Origin of the sequence: Rhodococcus sp. Z13 (assembly GCF_025837095.1) — a bacterium.
Classification (GTDB): domain Bacteria; phylum Actinomycetota; class Actinomycetes; order Mycobacteriales; family Mycobacteriaceae; genus Rhodococcus; species Rhodococcus sacchari.
Genome location: NZ_CP107551.1, coordinates 668,432 through 682,701, shown reverse-complemented (window position 1 = coordinate 682,701; position 14,270 = coordinate 668,432). Strand labels below are relative to the sequence as shown.

Below are 14,270 nucleotides of genomic sequence, written 5' to 3'. Positions count from 1 at the left end.
GGGCGGCTGAAGGGGTCACAGTCGGGCGAGCGGGAGCAACCGGGCGATCTCCCCGGCACGCGACCCGGAGGCGTCGACGGACCCCGTGGCGGCGGCCTCGTCGAAGCCGAGGACCCCGACCACCAGCCGCAGCCAGGTGCGCGGATCGGTCTCGACGACGTTCGGCGGGGTTCCGCGGGTGTGCCGCGGCCCTTCGATGCACTGCACCGCCACGAAGGGCGGCACGCGCACCTCGACGCTCGAGCCGGGCGCGAGCTGTTCGAGGGTACGGGCGCTGAGCCGCACCGCGGCGGCGAGATCGGTGCGGGGCGGCTTGTCGTCGCTCTCCCCCGTCACCCACGGCCCGACCCGCAGCAGCGCTGCGCGCAGGTCGGCGGGATCGACTGGTCTACGTGGCGCCATGTCGCCGCAGCCTATCGCCGCACGTCGCGTGGATCGGGATCCGGGGGCGCGGCGACACCCACGGCGACGGCCCCGCCAACGTTGATCGCCAGATGGGCCAGCATCGGGGCGACGACGCTGCCGCTGCGGCGCCGCAGTTCGTCGAACAGCAGGCCCGACAGGCCGGTGAGCAGGACGGTGCCGGCCACCGAGTCGCCGCCGTTGCGGGCGGGCACGATGTGCCACAACCCGAAGGTCACGGCACCGAGCGCCCCACCCCGTCGCGGCCAGGCGCGGCGCGCGAGCGCGTAGAGCGCCGACCGGAACAGCAGCTCTTCGGCCAGGACGGTGCCGAAGGGGATGTGCACGAGGATCCACTCGACGTGATCGGCCCGGCGCGGACCGGCCGCCATGCGGCGGCGGGCGGCGGGGACGGTGAGCAGCACCGTGTACGCGGCGGCGGGGACGAGCGCGGCCGCAGCACCCCAGCGCGCACCCTGGGCGGGGTCCCGCAGACCCAGTTCCCCGGCGGACACACCGGCCGCCCGGGTCGCGGCGGTCAGCGCCACCCCGGCCAGGGCGTTGGCGGCGGCCCGGCCGCGCGGGCCGAGACGCATCGCCGGGAGCACGACGCCGTTCCACGCGACCAGCGCCGCCGCACAACCCACCGCTGTGGCACGGCGCAGGGCTGGTCGCCGCACGGTCACTTCTCGGGTCCGTCGGCGTCGGCGAACGCCTCGAGCGCGAACCGCACACGTTCGGTGTCGTTCTCGGTCCAGCCCTCGGGCTGGGTGACGGCGATCCATCCGTCGAGCACGGAGGTGCCGTAGTTGTGGCCGTGCCCGTCGGGAACCCCGGCGGCGTTGGTGAGGTCCGCGGAGACCTGCCAGAAGGTGACGATCGGGAACCAGCGCATCTCCGGGAGCCGGTCGGGGCCCGGGGGTTCCGACAACCAGTCGGGGCGGGTGAACAACAGGTCCGGGGACCACCACACCACCGGGTCGGAGGCGTGCTGGATGTACAGCACGCGCGGGGCCAGCCAAGGGGTGTCCGGCTCGTGGATGGTCGCGGCGCTGTCGGCGAACCGCACGACGAGGCCGTCGGCGTAGACCGGGCGCACCTCGGGGGTGCCGGGATCGCGGCGGTCGACGAGCTGGCGCCACAACCGGTTCGAGTTGGGCGGGCCCACCCACAGCACCCCGTCCATCTCGGCGCGGATCTCGGCGAGACTGTCGAAGGCACCCTCCCCCGACTGCGTCCCGAGGCTCTCGCCGTAGAGGAACAGGTCGGGGCGGTCGTCCTCGGGCAGCTGCGACCAGCGTTCGTACACGCTCTCGACCAGCATCTTCCCGGCCGCGGCGGCCTTCTCGCGGTCGGCGAGGAAGGAGATCCAGCTCGGCAGGTAGGAGTACTGCCAGGCCACCATCGCCAGGTCGCCGTTGTGGACGAGCTCCATGGCCCGGGCAGCCGTGGGGTTGACCCAGCCGGTGCCGGTGGTGGGGATCAGGACGAGGGTGGAGCGTTCGAACGCGCCGGTGCGGTCGAGTTCGGCAAGGACGAGGTCGATGCGTTCCTCGGCGGTGGGGGCGGTGTCGAGGCCGACGTAGACCCGGATCGGTTCCAGCGCGGGGGTGCCGTTGACGACGGTCAGTTCGTCGGCGTCGAGCCCGCGGGAGACGAAGTTGCGGCCCTCGAAGCCGAGGGTGTCCCAGGCGGCGAAGGATTCCGGGCTGCCCGACTTCGCCGGGTGCATCGGCTGCTCGGCGCCGGGGCGGGTGGTGTCGTCCTGCAGGCTGAAGACCTGGTTGACGAATGCGTAGGTGCCACGGACCAGAACGCCGTCGATCAGCATGAAGGTCATCAGCACGACGACGAGCACGCCGAGGGTCCGGGCGAGCCCGAGCGGCATGCGGGTGCGGCGCATCAGCAGCGCCGCCACCCAGCGGCAGATGTCGCGCAGGCCCCGCCACGCCGCGATGAGCGCCGCCGCGACGAGCACACTCAGCAGGATGGTGCGCAGATAACCGCTGGTCGTGGTGCTCTCCGCACCCATGAGCGCGGCCAGTTCCCGCTGTTCCCCCGCCGCCAGGACGAGGGCGATGACGGAGGCGAGGACCGCCGCGACCGGCACCGCGACCTTGATGGCGCGCAGCACCGGCAGCGGCGGTGGCCACCAGGAACGGTCGGCGAGCAGGAAACGGGCCCCTGCCCAGCCGACGACGCAGCCCACGCCGTACCCGATCGCGGCGTTGATGCCGCCGATGATGCCCTGGAACAACCAGTCCCGGGGCAGCAACGACGGCGTCAGCGACCAGCAGAAGAACAGCGCGGCGAAGGCGACGCCGGTGAAGTCCAGGCGCAGCCACCCCCAGATCCTCGCGGTGAGGGGGTGACGGTCACCGAAGTCGGTGACCGCGGCGATGATACGGCCCTGCCGGACCTCGAACGCCGCCAGCCGATCGACCTGGGTGGCCGGCACGGTTACCCGAACAGAGCAGGCAGGGTCCCCTCCCAGACCTCGCGCAGCTCGGTCATGGGGATCGAGAACTGGCCCTGGACCTCGACGGAGTCGGATCCCTCGTCGACGACACCGATACGCACCCACGGCATGTTGCGCGCCGAGCACATGGCCGTGAACCGGGACTCCTCCGTGCGCGGGACGGCCACGAGCACGCGGCCGGCCGACTCGGAGAACAGCCACACGAACGGATCGGCGTCCTCGGGGAGCAGCACGCGGCAGCCGGTCTCGCCCGCGAGAGCGGCCTCGACCACGGCCTGCGCGAGGCCGCCTTCGGACAGGTCGTGTGCGGCCGAGATCAGGCCGTCGCGCGAACCGGCGGTGAGGATCTCCGCGATGAGCCGCTCCCGCTCGAGGTCGACCTTCGGAGGCACACCGCCGAGGTGGTCGTGCTCGACCTGCGCCCAGATGGAGCCGTCGAACTCGTCCCGGGTCTCGCCGAGCAGGATCAGCGTCTCGCCGGGCTCGAGGCCGATGCCCGTCGGAATGCGACGGTGCACGTCGTCGATCACGCCGAGTACGGCGACGACCGGCGTCGGCAGGATCGCGGTGGAGCCGGTCTGGTTGTAGAAGCTGACATTGCCGCCGGTGACCGGGATACCGAGCTGGGCGCAGCCGTCGGCGAGGCCGCGCACGGCCTGCTGGAACTGCCACATGACGCCCGGATCCTCGGGGGACCCGAAGTTCAGGCAGTTCGACACGGCCTTCGGGGTGGCGCCGGTGGCGGCGACGTTGCGGTAGGCCTCCGCGAGGGCCAGCTGGGCTCCGGTGTACGGATCGAGCCGGGTGTAACGGCCCGAGGCGTCGGTGGCGAGCGCGATACCGCGGCCGGTGGCCTCGTCGACGCGGATCATGCCGGCGTCGGCGTGCTCGGCGAGCACGGTGTTGCCGCGCACGTAACGGTCGTACTGCTCGGTGATCCACTTGCGGCTGCACAGCGCCGGCGAGGCCAGCATCTTCAGCAGGGTGGCACGCAGTTCCTCGGCGGTCTCGGGACGCTTCAGGCCGGCGGTGGTGTTCGCGATCAGCTCGTCCTGCGACTCGGGACGCTGGACGGGACGCTCGTAGACCGGACCCTCGTGGGCGACGGTGCGCGGCGGCACGTCGACGACGGTCTCGCCGTGCCAGTCGATGACGAGGCGGTCGCCGTCGGTGACCTCACCGATGACGGTGGCGAGGACGTCCCACTTCTTGCAGACCTCCATGAACGCGTCGACGTTGTCGGGCGTGACGACCGCGCACATGCGCTCCTGAGACTCCGAGGACAGCACCTCGGCCGGAGTCATGCCCTTCGCGCGCGTCGGGACGCGGTCGAGCCAGATGTGCATGCCGCCGTCGCCGGCCGCCGCGAGCTCGGAGGTCGCGCAGGACAGGCCGGCACCGCCGAGGTCCTGGATGCCGACGACGAGCTTCTCGCGGTAGAGGTCGAGGCAGCACTCGATGAGCACCTTCTCGGTGAACGGGTCGCCGACCTGCACGCTCGGCAGCTTCTTCGGGCGGCCGCCGGCGCTGTCGTCGAAGGTCTCGGAGGCGAGGACGGAGACACCGCCGATGCCGTCGAGGCCGGTGCGGGCACCGAAGAGGATGACCTTGTTGCCGGTGCCGGAGGCGTGGGCCAGGTGCAGGTCCTCGACGCGCATCGCGCCGGCGCACAGGGCGTTGACGAGCGGGTTGCCCTGGTAGGAGGCGTCGAACACCGTCTCGCCGCCGATGTTCGGCAGGCCGAGGGAGTTGCCGTAGCCGCCGATGCCGCGCACGACACCGTCGACGACGCGACGGGTGTCGGGGTGATCGGCCGCACCGAAGCGCAGCTGGTCCATCACGGCGATCGGGCGGGCGCCCATGGCCATGATGTCGCGGACGATGCCGCCCACGCCGGTCGCGGCGCCCTGGTAGGGCTCGATGTAGGACGGGTGGTTGTGGGACTCGACCTTGAAGGTGACGGCCCAGCCGTCGCCGATGTCGACGACGCCGGCGTTCTCACCGATGCCGGCGAGCATCGACTCGCGCATCTCGTCGGTGGTGGTCTCGCCGAAGTACCGCAGGTGCACCTTCGACGACTTGTACGAGCAGTGCTCGGACCACATCACCGAGTACATGGCGAGCTCGGCGTCGGTGGGACGCCGGCCCAGGATCTCCTTGATCCGGGCGTACTCGTCTTCCTTCAGACCCAGCTCCCGATAGGGCTGAGCGACATCGGGGGTTTCGGCGGCGTGGGAGACGGTATCCACGTGCGGTGACACTGGGCGTCGGGTCCCTTCACTCTGGGATCGAAAACGGCAGGCCGGGCGGGAACTGCCGCGAGCCAGTCTATCGGTGTGCCGGGGCCACGGGGTCCACCGGTGCGGGCACCAGTGCCGAAGGTGTGACGGTCACCTCGTTGCCCACGGCCCTGAGCGTCGTCGTGGTGTCGAACTCGCCGTCGAATCGGTACCAGCCGTCGTCGAGGGTGAAGGTGGCGATCACGGGCGGGCCGCCCAGGTCGACGATCCAGTACTGCGGCACACCCGCTTCCGCGTACTCCGAGAACTTGGTGACCCGGTCGGTGCGGGCGGTGCCGTCGACGGTGACCTCCACGACCAGTTCCACCTCGGAGATCGGGGCGCGGTCGGGGTCGGCATCCACCAGCTCACGGCCCACCACGACGACGTCCGGGCACCGCACCGTGAGCGGCTTCTCCGTCACGAGCACCTCGGCGTCGCCGAGCGCGCACCACTCGTCCGGGAGGATCTCGTCGAGGAGCAGTGCGAGCACCATCGCGGCGTGGTCGTGCGCGGCGCCCGGCTTCGGGGCGGCGATCAGTACCCCCTCGCACACCTCGAGGTGGTGCCGGTCGGACTGTTCCAGCGCCACCCAGTCGTCGAGGGTCAGCAGACGGTCGGGATAGGACGAGACGTTCACCTCATTCCCCCGTTCTCTCCGACCGGACAGGGCCGTCTCCAGTTTCGCACCGGAGGGCCCGCCGGGACCGGCGATTGCGGTTCCGCTCCCGATCTTCACGGCCTCGGCGTCCACGGTCTCCGCCTTCACGACGCCGGCCTTCACGATGCGGGGGTGAGGAAGGCGGTCAGGGCCGCGGTGTAGCTCGCCACGTCGTCGGCTCCCATGAACTCGCGCGCGGAGTGCATGGCGAGCTGGGGGGCGCCGACGTCGACGGTGGTGATGCCGGTCCGCGACGCCGTGATGGGGCCGATCGTCGAGCCGCACGGCAGGTCGGCGCGGTGCACGTAGCGCTGCAGGGGGACCCCGGCCTGTTCGCAGGCCAACGCGAAGGCACCCGCGCCGGTCGCGTCGCTGGCGTACCGCAGGTTCTGGTTGACCTTGAGCACCGGGCCGCCGTTCACGGCGATGCGGTGGGCGGGTTCGTGCCGCTCGGGGTAGTTGGGGTGCGTGGCGTGGGCCATGTCGCCCGACGCGACGATCGAGCCGGCACGGGCCCGCAGGAACTCCTCACGGGCACCGCCGCGCACCAGGACGATCCGTTCGAGGACGGTGTTCAGCAGGTCCGAGAAGGCGCCGCGATCGGACATGCTGCCGACCTCCTCGTGGTCGAACAGGGCGAGCACCGGGATCGGGCCGGCGTGCGCGGCGACGTGGTCGGCTGCCTCGAGCATTGCGTGCAGCCCGGCGTAACAGGTGCCCTGATTGTCCAGACGCGGGGCGCTGACCAGATCGAGGTCGGGCCCGACGATCGAGCTCGGCGCCAGATCGTGGGTCATCAGTTCCCAGCCGAGCACCGTGCCGGGGTCGATGCTGTGCTGTTCGGCGACCCACGCGATGAACGACCGCGGTTCGGTGCCCACTCCCCACACGCCGTTCACGTGACGCTGCGGGTCGAGCTGGACGCCCTTGCGGTCCTCGGACAGGTGGATGGCCAGCTGCGGGACGCGCAGGACGGGCGCGTCGACGCGGACGAGGACGTCCTCGGTGGCCTCGCCCGCGCGCACGGTGAACCGTCCCGAGATGCCGAGGTCGCGGTCGAGCCACGAGTTGAGCCAGGCACCCCCGTACGGTTCGAGGCCGACGAGACGCCAGCCCGCCGAGGTCAGATCGGGGTGCTGTTTGACCCGCAGGTTGGGGCTGTCGGTGTGCCCGCCGACGATGCGGAAGGGGCGGGCCGGGTCGGCGTCGTCACCCTCGGTGCTCCACGCGATCAGGGAGCCGCCGCGCACAAGGAACCAGCGTCCCGGTTCGGTGGGCCAGGCCTGCTGCTCGGTCAGCTCGGTGAAGCCGGCATCGGTCAGCGCCGCCCCCACCGTGGCGCACACGTGGAACGGCGACGGCGACAGATCGACGAAGTTGCACAGGCCCTGAGCATCGGCACGCGTGGAAGACATGACTGCATCTTTCCATCAGGTACGGCGCGGACGCCGCCCGAAACACCGGGTCCCGATGTTCCCCGAGACCTCGGTGCCGGCCGGAGACCTCGGTGCCGGCCGGAGACCTCAGTGCTGGCCGGAGACGCAGAAGAGGTTGCCGTCGGGATCGGCGAGCGTGACCCAGCGGAAGGTGCCCATGTCCTGTCCGCCGATCTCCTTCGCGCCGGCGCCGACGAGCCGGCGAACCTCGGCGTCCAGGTCGGAGGTGACGAGATCGAGATGCACGCGGTTCTTCCCCGGTGTCGGGTCGGCGACCTTCTGGAAGCCCAGGCGTACCGGTATGTCGGGAAGCGCCACGATGTAGAACCAGCCGTCGTTCTCCTGCACGATGCGACCGTCCGTCTGCTCGGCCCACCAGGTGGCGAGCGGACCCGGGTCGGTGCAGTCGAAGGTGATCATGCCCAGTGTCGATGCCATGCGGCGAAGGTAGCGCGCACCACCGACGCGGTCACCGGATCGCCCGAATTGCGTAGTCCTACTCAGGACGCCCCACTGCTGCTCGGGCAGACTCGTCGGTGATGTCGCACCAGGGGGGACACCGGCGACATCACCCGGAATCGGATCGGGGGGTTCGACTCCGGGTTCGGGGCGAGGGGCTCCGCCGCCGGTCGGGACGGCGCGCGGAGCCCCTCGTCCCGCTCCGTACGAGCGTCCGGACAGGCCCGCTCACTCCACCCGGTTCAGGCAGAACAGCCACTGTTCGGCGAGCACCGAGACGAGGCCGGGGAAGTTCTCGTCGTGCCCCTGGATCAGGGCGAAGTGGAAGTTGCGGTCGGTGGACATCAGCATCGAGGTCACGTGCAGACGGGCGCGGTGCCGGGCCTCGGGACCGGACTGGCGTCCGAGCAGGTTCTCCATGCCCTCGGCCACGCGGCGCAGCATGGCGAACCATTCCTGCGATACGAGCGGCTCGTGCGACAGCGCCTGTTCCATGCTCGCGAACTCGGAGCGGTGCGCCCGCCAGAAGTCGGCGTGCTCCTCGAGCCACCCGACGACGTCCTCGATGGTGGGCTCGACGATCGCGTCGAGCCGCGCGTAGGCCTCGGCGATGGGGGCCTCGAGCGCCGCCATGTGCGACTGCACGATCTCCGCCTTCGAGCGGAAGTGCAGGTAGAGGGTGGCGCGGGAGACCCCGGCCGCCTTGGCGATCGCCTCGGCTGTGGTGGCCGTGTAGCCGGACTCGACGAACAGTGTCCGTGCCGCCTCGACGAGCGCCTCCCGCGTTGCCTGCTTCTGCTCGGCCCTCGTCAGCTTGGCCCGCACCGTACCTCCTGCTTCGCGCCCCGGGCCGTGCCGGGATCCGGGGTGGAACCCTACCGTGATCGTGCCGCACGGCAGAGTTCCACCGCAGGTCAGGCGTCCAGCACGAGCTTCGTGCAGCCCTTCGCGGCCCGCGAGACGCACACCATCATCGTCTCGTTCGCCTCCTGCTCGGCGTCGGTGAGGATCGAGTCCCGGTGGTCGGCGCGGCCGGACACGATGCGGGTCTCGCAGGTGCCGCAGGTGCCCTCCAGACAGGACGAGAGCACCCGCACCCCGTTGGCCTCGGCGACCTCGAGGACGCTCGTGTCGGCCGGCACCGTCGCGGTGACGCCCGAAGCGGCGAACTCGACCTCGAAGGCGGTGTCGGGTTCGGTGCGGACGATCTTCTTGGCGGCGAACCGTTCGGTGACGAGCGAGCCGACGGGCCAGTGCGCGCTCACCTCCTCGATCGCCTGCAGCAGCGGTTCGGGGCCGCAACAATAGATCAGGGTGTCCTCGGTGGGTTCGGTGAGCAGACCGGCGAGGTCGAGCAGACCGTATTCGTCCTGAGGGCGCACGGTGACCTTGTCGCCGTATCGCTCGAGTTCACCGAGGAACGCCATCGACGCGCGGGTGCGGCCGCCGTACAGCAGCGACCACTGTGCACCCTGCGCCTCGACCTGCTCGATCATCGGCAGGATCGGGGTGATGCCGATGCCGCCGGCGACGAAGACGTACCGGGCCGCGGCCCGCAGCGGGAAGTTGTTGCGCGGCAGGCCGACCGTGACGGTCGATCCCTCGTGCAACCGGTCGTGGACGTACGCCGATCCGCCCCGCGAGGCGGGTTCGCGCAGCACCCCGATCCGCCACCGCGAGGCGTCCTGCGGCGACGAGCACAGCGAGTACTGACGCACCAGCGCGTCGTCACCCTCGCCCAACTGGACCTCGGCGTGCGCGCCGGGCTTCCACTGCGGCAGCGCCTGACCGTCGGCGTGTCCGAGGGTCAGCGAGACGACGCCCTCGGCCTCCTCGCGCCGTTCGAGGACGGTGAGCGAGAAGTGGCGTGCGACGGTCTTCTTCGCGCGTTCGACGTCGGCGACGTCCCAGGTGACCGGCAGGGTCCGGCGCACCGGCAGCAGCGCGATCGGCAGGAAGTCCAGCGGCACCTCGGCGGCGGGCCGCAGCGAGGGCAGCCGCTCGAAGAGCACCTTCAGCGCGGTCGCGCCCTGCACACGGGCCAGGGCCTGGCCGAGGCAGGTGTGTCGGCCCTGGGTGAAGGCGAGGTGGTCCTCCGGATCGGGCCGGTGGATGTCGAACTCGAACGGGCGGGCGGTGCGGGCCGGGTCGGTGTTGGCGCTGGCCAGCGCCATCCACACCATGTCGCCCTTCTTGATCTGTGCGCCACCGAGTTCGATGTCCTGCTGCGCCTGCCGGGCGGCGAAGGTCGACGACGGGCGCCGGCGCACGGTCTCCTCGAACACCCGCGGCCACAGGTCCGGATCGGCGATCGCCTCGGCGAGCACGTCGGGGTTCTGAGCCAGGAACAACACGGCGTTCGACACCGCCTGCGTCGTGGAGTCGACACCGGCCATCGCGAATTCCGTGAGGTGCACGGCGATCTGGGCCGAGGACAGCATGGGCTCGCCGTCCTTGCCGGTGACGATCGCCATGTCGGAGATCAGGTCGGTGCCCGGGTTCTCGCGTCGCTCGTCGATGATGCCGCGCAGCACGAGGGTGGCGTCGACGTAGCGCTGCCACACCTCGGTGCGCATCGGCTCGGCCATCGGCTCGGCGGCCGAGGCGAGGATCATGGCGAAGTCGTCGCGGAGCTGCCGCATCATGGCGTCGTGCTCGTAGCCGAGTCCCATGTGCGCCATGATCGTTCCGGTGGTGAGCTCGAGCGCGTACTCGGTGACCAGGTTGGCCGAACCGTTCGCTTCGAACCGGTCGATGATGCGGTGGGCGCGGGCCTCGATCTCGGGCTGCAGCGCCTGCATGCGTGCCTTGGTGAAGCCGCGCTGTGCCACGAACCGGTGGTCGGTATGGCTCGGCGGGTCGGAACCGACCAGGATCTGGGTGATCAGGTCAGGCGGGACGATCGCGCGGAACTGCTCGGGCACGTCGATGGTTCCGGAGTTGCCGCCGGAGGTGAACTGCTGCCAGTCGGCGAGCACGGTCTCGACGTCGTCGCGGCGGGTGACGATCCACGCGTTCAGGTGCGGGTAGAAGAAGACCGGGGTCTCGTCACGGAACTTCGCGAAATGAGCTGCGGGATCGACGAAGTAGTCGTCGCCGAGGGCGTCGAAACCGTGGGCGACGGGACAGCGCGAGACCGGAGCTTCGGGGGTGAGGGTCATGGGGGCTCCCTTCCCGGCCGTGGGGCCGGAACGTTGCAGGGATCGTGACGGTCAGACGGCCGCGGCGGCAGCCATGGTCGACAGCTTCTGGAAGCGGGCGACGTTGTCGCCCTCGTCCATGCAGCCGGCGGAGAGGAACACGAAGGTCATGTCGAGTTCGGGGTCGACCCAGAACAACGAGGAGCCGGCGCCGTAGTTGCCGAAGGTGCGCGGCGACGTGAAGGGACCGAAGAACGATGCGTGGGAGCCTGTGCCGGACAAGGAGAATCCGAGCCCGAAGTTGCCGGGCGGGGTCTCCCAGCCGCGGGACGCTGCGATGCCGGCGTACAGGTCGTTCGGCATGGTGCCGGTCTGCAGGGTGGTCGCCTGGTCCACGACGACGGGGGCGATGAGGTATTCGCCGTTCACCTCGCCCTTGCGGCGGAACATCTCGGCGTAGGCGAAGATGTCGTCGACGGTGCTCACCGCACCGACCCACGGGATCTCGGAGTCCTCGGTGATGGCCTCGTTGAGGTCCTCGATGTCGGCGGGCGAGAGCCAGCCGTTGTCGGGCACGTACGCCTTGAGCGGCACGGCGTCGGCGCGCCAGGCCTCGGGCAGGCCGAAAGCGGTGCGCGACATCCCGATCGGGTCGAAGATCAGATCCCGCGCCAGATCCCGGAACCGCTCGTATCCGTAGACGCGCCGGACCATCTCGCCCATGAGGGCGTGGTTGATCGAGGGGGCGTAGTTGAGGTTGGTGCCGGGCTCGTTGACCACGTCCACCGAGCACAGCGCCTCGATGACGTCGGCGAGCACGCCGAAGCGGTCGGGGCCGAGGCCGGGGTTGGGGGTGGCCGGCATGCCGGAGCGGTGGGTCAGCAGGTGGTGCAGGTTGATCCGGTCCTTGCGGACCGAGCGGAAGACGTCGGTGCCGAAGAACTCCGGGATGATGTCGACGACACGGGTCGACAGGGCCAGCTTGCCCTCGCCGAGGGCCCGGTAGGCGAGCGCGTTGGTGAACGACTTCGTCATCGACAGGATGCGGAAGACGTTGTCGCGGCGCAGCGGGGTGCTCGTGGCGCGTTCGGCGTAGCCGATGGTCTCGTCCAGGGCGATCTCGCCGTGGCGGGCGACGATGATGTTGACGCCGTCGTAGTCGCCCCGGTCGATGTCGCGGCGGATCTCGTCGACGAGGCGGACGAGCGCGCGGCGGTCGAGAGCGGAGTGGTCGTGCACTGTCATGGTCGGATGTTCCTGTTCTCGGATGATCCTGTGGCTGTACGAATCACGCGGCTCGTCACATCACGAGTCCGCCGGACGGCGAGAACGTCTGGCCGGTGTAGTAGGCACCCTCCTCGCCGGCGAGGAACAGCACGGTCCGGGCGACCTCCTCCGGGGTGGCGGCGCGCTTGATCGGCTGGAGGGACACGAGGAACTCGTTGAACTCGGGTTCGGTCTGCCGGAAGAGCGGGGTGTCGACGGCGCCGGGGGCGAGGGCGTTGACGCGAATGTTGAAGGGCGCCAGTTCGGTTGCGGTCTCGCGGGTGAGGCCGAGGACGCCGGCCTTGGACGCCGGATAGTAGGCGGGCATCACGACGGACATCAGCGCGGCGGCCGAGGAGAAGTTGACGATCGCTCCCCCGCCGGCCTTCTTCATCAGCGGCACCGCCGCACGGGTGGTGTAGAAGGGGCCGTACAGGTTGATCTTGAGGACGCGGTCGAAGTCCTCGTCGGTGACCGACTCGATGAATTCGGGGTGGTGCGGGCGGCCTTCCCTGGCGGCGACGAAGCCCTTGTAGTTCTCGGCGTTGAGGGCCTCGGCGGCGGCGCGGTTGGGGGCGTTGACGCCGGCGGCGTTGACGAGGACGTCGAGGTGGCCCTGCTCGTCGTCGACGCGCGCGAAGGCGGCGCGGACGGCGTCGGGATCGGCGATGTCGAGCGGGACGGGGCGCGCACCGGGCAGGGCCGCGAAGTCGCGCTCGAGGTTCTCGGCGGAGATGTCGGCCCCGTACACGACGGCACCCTGCGCGGCGAACGCCGCAGCGGTGGCCAGACCCATGCCGGACGCGGCACCGGTGACGAAGACGACCTTGTCCTGGAACTGCATTCGATTCTCCTCGACGATGGCGGCTACCTGTGGCCGCCCGACGGATCGAAAGCATGGCATTTCACTAGACGCATGTCTAGCGAAATTTTTCCCAAGATCGAAAAGGGCAGGTAGGACCTATTGTTTTCCAGTCGAATCATATGTAATTCGCCTGTAATACATCGGAACCGAGACGCTGGAGAGGTCCCGGGAACGACGGAGCCCCCATCGACCTCGAGGTCGATGGGGGCTCCGGAGGGATGCGTGCGGCCGGAACCGCGGACGCGGCCTAGGCGTTCACGACCGCGTCCAGGACGCTGTAGAACATGCCGAGACCGTCGTCACTCGGGCCGGTGAGGGCCTCGGTGGCGTGCTCGGGGTGCGGCATGAGGCCGACGACGCGACCGTTGGCCGACGAGATGCCGGCGATGCCACGCTGCGAGCCGTTCGGGTTGTCGCCGGCGTAGCGGAACACCACGCGGCCCTCACCCTCGAGCTCGTCGAGAACCTTCTCGGAGGCCTGGTAGCGGCCCTCACCCGACTTGAGCGGGATCAGGATCTCCGCACCCGCCTCGTACCGCGAGGTCCACGCGGTCGAGTTCGTCTCGACCTTCAGCCACTGGTCGCGGCAGACGAAGTGCAGGCCGGCGTTGCGGGTGAGCGCGCCGGGCAGCAGGCCCGCCTCGCACAGCACCTGGAAACCGTTGCAGATGCCGAGGACCGGCATGCCCTTCCCTGCGGCCTCGACGACCTTGCCCATGACGGGGGCGAACCGGGCGATCGCGCCGCAGCGCAGGTAGTCGCCGTAGGAGAAGCCACCGGGCACGATGACCGCGTCGACCCCCTTGAGGTCGGCATCGCCGTGCCACAGGCTCACGGCCTCACCACCGGCGAGCGTCACCGCGCGGGCGGCGTCGACATCGTCGAGCGTGCCCGGGAAGGTGATGACTCCGATGCGTGCGCTCATGCGTCACCGTCGATCCGCCGGATGGCCCAGTCCTCGATCACCGTGTTGGCGAGCAGGGACTCGGCGATCTTCTCCAGCTCCTCGTCACTGACGCTGCCGTCGACCTCGAGCTCGAACCGCTTGCCCTGACGGACGTCGGTCACGCCCGCGAAGCCCAGCCGCGACAGCGCCCCGGTGATGGCCTGACCCTGCGGGTCGAGAATTTCGGCTTTGGGCATGACTTCGACGACGACACGCGCCACGTGCTGCTCCTCGGTAGTAGTGCTGGCGCCCGGGGACGGACACCGGACACCCAGCAGTTTACCGGCCCGTCCTGCCACGACAGGAATCGGCCGACGGAAGTGACCCATTCGACGCA

General features: G+C 70.2%; 13 protein-coding genes. All 13 read right to left on the bottom strand.

Annotated features, from left to right (window positions below; genetic code table 11):
- Positions 1-15: 15 nt before the first annotated feature.
- Entirely contained in the window at positions 16-402 is a 387-nt protein-coding gene (locus OED52_RS03195) for a sterol carrier family protein (protein ID WP_264153255.1), read from the bottom strand.
- A gap of 11 nt (positions 403-413) precedes the next feature.
- Complete coding sequence (locus tag OED52_RS03190) at positions 414-1,067, bottom strand: CPBP family intramembrane glutamic endopeptidase (protein WP_264154563.1); 654 nt, start codon at positions 1,065-1,067, stop codon at positions 414-416.
- A gap of 17 nt (positions 1,068-1,084) precedes the next feature.
- Positions 1,085-2,860, bottom strand: coding sequence for an alpha/beta hydrolase (locus tag OED52_RS03185; protein WP_264153254.1), 1,776 nt, complete (start codon positions 2,858-2,860; stop codon positions 1,085-1,087).
- Positions 2,861-2,862: 2 nt separating this feature from the next.
- On the bottom strand, positions 2,863-5,142 hold the full coding sequence (gene purL / locus OED52_RS03180; RefSeq protein WP_264153253.1) for a phosphoribosylformylglycinamidine synthase subunit PurL: 2,280 nt from the start codon (positions 5,140-5,142) through the stop codon (positions 2,863-2,865).
- A 67-nt stretch (positions 5,143-5,209) separates the two neighbouring features.
- The gene (locus tag OED52_RS03175) at positions 5,210-5,800 is read right to left on the bottom strand and encodes a Uma2 family endonuclease (protein WP_264153252.1); all 591 of its coding nucleotides are present in this window, start codon (positions 5,798-5,800) and stop codon (positions 5,210-5,212) included.
- A 140-nt stretch (positions 5,801-5,940) separates the two neighbouring features.
- Complete coding sequence (locus OED52_RS03170; protein WP_264153251.1) at positions 5,941-7,236, bottom strand: M18 family aminopeptidase; 1,296 nt, start codon at positions 7,234-7,236, stop codon at positions 5,941-5,943.
- A 108-nt stretch (positions 7,237-7,344) separates the two neighbouring features.
- Positions 7,345-7,695, bottom strand: coding sequence for a VOC family protein (locus OED52_RS03165; protein WP_264153250.1), 351 nt, complete (start codon positions 7,693-7,695; stop codon positions 7,345-7,347).
- Positions 7,696-7,944: 249 nt separating this feature from the next.
- Entirely contained in the window at positions 7,945-8,541 is a 597-nt protein-coding gene (locus OED52_RS03160; protein ID WP_264153249.1) for a TetR/AcrR family transcriptional regulator, read from the bottom strand.
- A gap of 89 nt (positions 8,542-8,630) precedes the next feature.
- Complete coding sequence (locus tag OED52_RS03155; protein WP_264153248.1) at positions 8,631-10,877, bottom strand: cytochrome P450/oxidoreductase; 2,247 nt, start codon at positions 10,875-10,877, stop codon at positions 8,631-8,633.
- Positions 10,878-10,928: 51 nt separating this feature from the next.
- Positions 10,929-12,101, bottom strand: coding sequence for a serine hydrolase domain-containing protein (locus OED52_RS03150; RefSeq protein WP_264153247.1), 1,173 nt, complete (start codon positions 12,099-12,101; stop codon positions 10,929-10,931).
- 55 nt (positions 12,102-12,156) lie between these two features.
- Complete coding sequence (locus OED52_RS03145) at positions 12,157-12,966, bottom strand: SDR family NAD(P)-dependent oxidoreductase (protein ID WP_264153246.1); 810 nt, start codon at positions 12,964-12,966, stop codon at positions 12,157-12,159.
- A gap of 268 nt (positions 12,967-13,234) precedes the next feature.
- Positions 13,235-13,912 (bottom strand): phosphoribosylformylglycinamidine synthase subunit PurQ, encoded by a 678-nt coding sequence (gene purQ, locus OED52_RS03140; RefSeq protein ID WP_264153245.1) that lies wholly within the window; start codon positions 13,910-13,912, stop codon positions 13,235-13,237.
- Complete coding sequence (purS, locus tag OED52_RS03135) at positions 13,909-14,154, bottom strand: phosphoribosylformylglycinamidine synthase subunit PurS (RefSeq protein ID WP_264153244.1); 246 nt, start codon at positions 14,152-14,154, stop codon at positions 13,909-13,911. The genes purQ and purS overlap by 4 nt, the downstream gene beginning before the upstream one ends.
- Positions 14,155-14,270 lie beyond the last annotated feature (116 nt).

Excerpts from the sequence above, each read along its gene's own strand:
- purQ (WP_264153245.1), bottom strand. The coding sequence starts at position 13,912 with ATGAGCGCACGCATCGGAGTCATCACCTTCCCGGGCACGCTCGACGAT.
- OED52_RS03145 (WP_264153246.1), bottom strand. The coding sequence starts at position 12,966 with ATGCAGTTCCAGGACAAGGTCGTCTTCGTCACCGGTGCCGCGTCCGGC.
- OED52_RS03155 (WP_264153248.1), bottom strand. The coding sequence starts at position 10,877 with ATGACCCTCACCCCCGAAGCTCCGGTCTCGCGCTGTCCCGTCGCCCAC.
- OED52_RS03195 (WP_264153255.1), bottom strand. The coding sequence starts at position 402 with ATGGCGCCACGTAGACCAGTCGATCCCGCCGACCTGCGCGCAGCGCTG.
- OED52_RS03165 (WP_264153250.1), bottom strand. The coding sequence starts at position 7,695 with ATGGCATCGACACTGGGCATGATCACCTTCGACTGCACCGACCCGGGT.
- OED52_RS03150 (WP_264153247.1), bottom strand. The coding sequence starts at position 12,101 with ATGACAGTGCACGACCACTCCGCTCTCGACCGCCGCGCGCTCGTCCGC.
- OED52_RS03170 (WP_264153251.1), bottom strand. The coding sequence starts at position 7,236 with ATGTCTTCCACGCGTGCCGATGCTCAGGGCCTGTGCAACTTCGTCGAT.